Source organism: Intrasporangium sp. (assembly GCF_036566125.1).
Classification (GTDB): Bacteria; Actinomycetota; Actinomycetes; order Actinomycetales; family Dermatophilaceae; genus Intrasporangium.
The window spans coordinates 1-4,918 of sequence record NZ_DATCWX010000243.1 but is presented as its reverse complement, the minus strand read 5'-3'; the positions used below and the strand labels follow the sequence as shown (position 1 = coordinate 4,918).

At 68.5% G+C, this 4,918-nt stretch carries 4 protein-coding genes; 3 read left to right on the top strand and 1 reads right to left on the bottom strand.

Features of this window, described 5'->3' with window-relative positions; genetic code table 11:
* Positions 1–70 precede the first annotated feature (70 nt).
* Entirely contained in the window at positions 71–1,027 is a 957-nt protein-coding gene (locus VIR15_RS14975) for a GNAT family N-acetyltransferase (RefSeq protein ID WP_331929091.1), read from the bottom strand.
* A 367-nt stretch (positions 1,028–1,394) separates the two neighbouring features.
* On the opposite strand from VIR15_RS14975, the gene VIR15_RS14970 reads away from it, so the two are divergent.
* The 3 genes from VIR15_RS14970 (at position 1,395) to ilvC (ending at position 4,911) form a co-directional block, all read left to right on the top strand.
* A complete protein-coding gene (locus tag VIR15_RS14970; RefSeq protein ID WP_331929089.1) occupies positions 1,395–3,269 on the top strand; it encodes an acetolactate synthase large subunit in 1,875 nt (624 codons plus the stop codon).
* Positions 3,266–3,778, top strand: coding sequence for an acetolactate synthase small subunit (gene ilvN, locus VIR15_RS14965; protein WP_331929086.1), 513 nt, complete (start codon positions 3,266–3,268; stop codon positions 3,776–3,778). The genes VIR15_RS14970 and ilvN overlap by 4 nt, the downstream gene beginning before the upstream one ends.
* Positions 3,779–3,882: 104 nt before the next feature.
* Positions 3,883–4,911: a ketol-acid reductoisomerase gene (gene ilvC / locus VIR15_RS14960; protein ID WP_331929084.1), complete on the top strand. Its 1,029-nt coding sequence runs from the start codon at positions 3,883–3,885 to the stop codon at positions 4,909–4,911.
* Positions 4,912–4,918: the final 7 nt, after the last annotated feature.

Here is a 4,918-nt window from a genome sequence, read left to right as displayed (position 1 = left end):
GACTGCCTACCCCGGCTGCAGCCGGGGTAGGCAGTCGACAAGCGGGTGTGTTGCGGGGCAAGGGAACTGGTCAGGACTGGTCAGCGGTGTCGATGGCCCAGTGGCGCCAGGTCGACGTGACCTCCATGCCGACCTTCTCGTAGAGGCTCAGGGCTCCGGTCCGGGAGTCCGTCGACAGCTCGGACCGCGGCGCGTCATGCGCCCGCGCCTGCTCGAAGGAGTCGACGAGAAGGGCCCGGGCGAGGCCGCGGTGCCGCTGGTCGCGGCGCACGGCGAGCCGGCTGACGTAGCCGCACTCGCCGGCCAGCTGCAGGATCGACGTCCCGACGACCTCACCGGACGGGTCGATCATGAGCCTCAGGTGCCAGGGCTCGAACCCCGGGCGCCGGACGATCTGGGCCGCGAAGTCCGCATAGGTCTCGCGGTCCCGTTCCGACCACTCGAGGAAGGCGTCTTCGACGACCTCGTGGGCGGTGCGGTAGTCCGCCTCGCCCTCGGCGGGCCGGATGGAGTAGCCCTCGGGGATCGGCTGCGGCTCGATCAGCTTGCCCTCGGGCATCGCCAGCACCCACGACGTCCAGAGCACCTCGTACCCGAGGTCGCGCAACAGCCGCTCGCCCGGGGAGCCGTCCGGCGTAGGCATCCCGACGAGCCCAGACCCGTCGCGCCTGCTCAGCCGCTGGGTCCAGTGGGCGAGGGCGGTTCCGATACCCCGGCCCCGATGGTCGGCGGCGACGGCCACGTCGGCATATCGGCCGCGGTAGACCTCCGCATACCCGACGAGGCTCTCGTGGCCGTCCTGGCTGTCGAGGACGCCGATGCTCTGGGTGGCGAGGTCGAAGCTCGGGCGCTGCCAGTCACTGATGATGTCGGCCTCCTCGATCGCGACCTCGCCGATCGTCTCCAGCTCCCCGGCGGCCATGAGCTCGAAGACGGCTCCGGCGTCGGCCAGGGTGAGCGGCCTGACGATGTAGTCCGTCAGCCCCAGGTCATTGATGTCGATCTGCGTGTTGCTCTGGTTGCTCATGTTCCCCTCCCGGTCATGGTGAGCTGCATGCCAGTCTCCAGACCGGGGCAACCCCGCAACAACTGACTTTCACCAGCGATCGCCGGCGCCGTGTCGCGACCGAGCGCGAAGGACAGAGGGTGAGATCACATCACCACATGCTGAGACGGGCAGGGGGGCCGATTGACTTCCCCGATGGTGCGTAGGACGGTGGACGCGTGGCCCGAAACCTCGTACTTCCCTAGCGCGCAGACCAGCAGCACCGGTCAGCGCGCCCCCCTTCCGTCCCACCAGGACCGAAGGGTTTTTTTGTGACTGCCGACGGGCGGCTTCGCCTCCTGTGCACCTCGAAGGCCACTTCAGCAACGACGACCCAGCGGAGAGAACCGTGAGCGAAACCACGAAGCAGGCGCCCTCGCCCGCGGACGTGGCCCAACTGGCCCGCCCCAAGCCCAACGCCGACACCCCGAGCGCCCCCTCCGTGAGCGTCGCGCCGGTCGTCCCGGCCGTCGAGGTCACCGGTGCCCAGGCTCTCGTACTCGCGCTCGAGGCCGTCGGAGCAGACACCGTCTTCGGCATCCCGGGCGGCGCCATCCTCCCCGCCTACGACCCCATGCTCGACTCCAACAAGGTCCGTCATGTCCTCGTCCGCCACGAGCAGGGTGCCGGACACGCGGCCGAGGGCTACGCGTCCGCGACCGGCAGGGTCGGCGTCTGCATGGCGACCTCCGGCCCGGGCGCGACGAACCTCGTCACGCCCATCGCCGACGCCCACATGGACTCCGTGCCGATCGTCGCGATCACCGGTCAGGTGTCGAGCGCCTCGATCGGGACCGACGCCTTCCAGGAGGCGGACATCCGCGGCATCACGATGCCGATCACGAAGCACAACTACCTCGTGACTGACCCGGCCAAGATCGCCCAGGCGATCGCGGAGGCGTTCCACGTCGCGAGCACCGGACGACCTGGACCGGTCCTCGTCGACATCAGCAAGGACGCGCTCCAGGCGACGACGACCTTCAGCTGGCCGCCCCCCATCGACCTCCCCGGCTACCGCCCGGTGACGCGACCGCACAGCAAGCAGATCAGGGAGGCCTCGCGCCTCATCGCCGCCGCCAAGCGGCCCGTGCTCTACGTCGGCGGCGGCGTCGTCCGGGCCAAGGCCAGCGAGAAGCTGCGCGAGCTCGTCGAGCTGACCCAGATCCCGGTGACGACGACCCTCATGGCTCGGGGGACCGTGCCCGACAGCAACCCGCTCAACCTCGGCATGCCCGGCATGCACGGCACCGTCGCCGCAGTCACGAGCCTGCAGAAGTCCGACCTCATCATCACCCTCGGTGCCCGCTTCGACGACCGCGTCACGGGCCAGCTGTCGACGTTCGCCCCGGACGCCAAGGTGATCCACGCCGACATCGATCCCGCTGAGATCTCGAAGAACCGGGTCGCGGACGTCCCGATCGTCGGCGACGTCGGCGAGGTCATCGGTGACCTCATCGAGCAGATCCGCGCCGACCAGGCCAATGCCGGGCCGGACGCGGCGGGGTGGGACTTCGCCGAGTGGCGCGAGCAGGTGCTCGCCTGGAAGCAGACCTACCCCCTCGGCTGGACCGACACTGCCGACGGCACCCTGTCGCCCCAGTACGTGATCCAGCGGATCGGTGAGCTGACCGGGCCGGAGGGAACCTATGTCGCCGGAGTGGGGCAGCACCAGATGTGGGCCGCGCAGTTCGTGCAGTACGAACGTCCCAACGCCTGGCTCAACTCCGGTGGCCTCGGCACCATGGGCTACGCGGTCCCCGCGGCCATGGGCGCCAAGGCAGCTGAGCCGGACCGCACCGTCTGGGCGATCGACGGCGACGGCTGCTTCCAGATGACCAACCAGGAGCTGGCCACCTGCGTCGTCAACAACATCCCGATCAAGGTCGCGATCATCAACAACAGCAGCCTCGGCATGGTGCGGCAGTGGCAGACGCTCTTCTACAACGAGCGCTACTCCAACACCGACCTGCAGCCGATGCAGCAGCGCGTCCCCGACTTCGTCAAGCTCGCTGACGCCTACGGCTGTCTGGGACTCCGGGCCGAGACGCCCGAAGAGGTCGACGCCGTCATCAAGCAGGCGCTCGAGACGAACGACCGACCCGTCGTCATCGACTTCGTGGTCCACCGCGACGCGATGGTGTGGCCGATGGTCCCCGCCGGCGTGAGCAACGACAAGATCCTGGCCGCCCGTGACGAGGCGCCCGTCTGGGAGCGTGAGGAATGAGCAAGCACACCCTGTCCGTCCTGGTCGAGAACAAGCCGGGCGTCCTCACCCGAGTCGCGGCCCTCTTCTCCCGTCGGGGCTTCAACATCGACTCGCTCGCGGTCGGTCCGACAGAGATCCAGGAGATCTCCCGTATGACGGTCGTCGTCGACGTCGAGGGCAGTGCCCTCGAGCAGGTGACGAAGCAGCTCAACAAGCTCATCGAGGTGCTCAAGGTCGTCGAGCTCGACCCGACCAACTCGGTCCAGCGCGAGATCCTGCTCGTCAAGGTCCGGGCGGACGCGACAACCCGCAGCCAGGTCATCGACACGATCCACCTGTTCAAGGCCAGGGTCGTCGACGTGACGACCGACGCGGTCGTCATCGAGTCGACCGGCACCTCGGACAAGCTCCGAGCGCTGCTCGACGTGCTCGAGCCCTTCGGCGTCAAGGAGCTCGTCCAGTCCGGCATGGTCGCCGTCGGCCGCGGGGGGCGCTCGATCACCGACCGAAGCCTGCGCAGCGCCTGAGTACCCGGCCGCACGCCGAGTGAGCTTGGCGCGCAACCGAGCTCAGCGGCATACGTCCCAATGTCTTTCAACAACAGCACAACCGAACCAAAGGAGAGGCCACGATGGCCGAGATGTTCTACGACGACGACGCCGACCTGTCCATCATCCAGGGCAGGAAGGTCGCGGTCATCGGCTATGGCAGCCAGGGCCACGCCCACGCGCTCAACCTGCGCGACTCGGGCGTCGACGTCCGGGTCGGGCTCGCCCAGGGCAGCAAGAGCATTGCCAAGGCCGAAGCCGAGGGCCTCACGGTCAGGAGCGTCGCCGACGCGGTCAAGGAGGCCGACCTCGTCGTCATCCTGACGCCCGACCAGGTGCAGCGCACGGTGTACGCCAACGACATCAAGCCGAACCTCAAGGACGGCGCCGCGCTGCTCTTCGGCCACGGCTTCAACATCCGTTTTGGCTACATCAAGCCCGAGGCGGACGCCGACGTCCTCATGGTCGCCCCGAAGGGCCCCGGCCACATCGTCCGTCGCGAGTTCGCTGACGGCCGTGGCGTGCCCGTGCTCCTTGCGGTCGAGCAGGATGCGACCGGAACCGCCTGGGACCTCGCGAAGTCGTACGCGAAGGCGATCGGTGGTCTGCGGGCCGGCGGCATCAAGACGACCTTCACCGAGGAGACCGAGACGGACCTGTTCGGCGAGCAGGCGGTCCTCTGCGGCGGCGCGAGCCAGCTCGTCATGTACGGCTTCGAGACGCTCGTCGAGGCCGGCTACCAGCCCGAGGTCGCCTACTTCGAGTGCCTGCACGAGCTCAAGCTCATCGTCGACCTCATGATCGAGGGCGGCATCGCCAAGCAGCGCTGGTCGGTCTCGGACACGGCCGAGTACGGCGACTACGTCTCGGGCCCGCGCGTCATCGACCCGCACGTCAAGGAGAACATGAAGGCGGTGCTGGCGGATGTGCAGAACGGCTCGTTCGCCAAGCGGTTCATCGACGACCAGGACGCCGGCGCCCCCGAGTTCAAGGCCCTGCGCGAGAAGGGTGCCCAGCACCCGATCGAGGCCACCGGCCGCGAGCTGCGCAAGCTCATGGCGTGGGTCAAGCAGACGGACGAGGACTACACCGAGGGTTCCGCCGCGCGCTGAGCTGTTG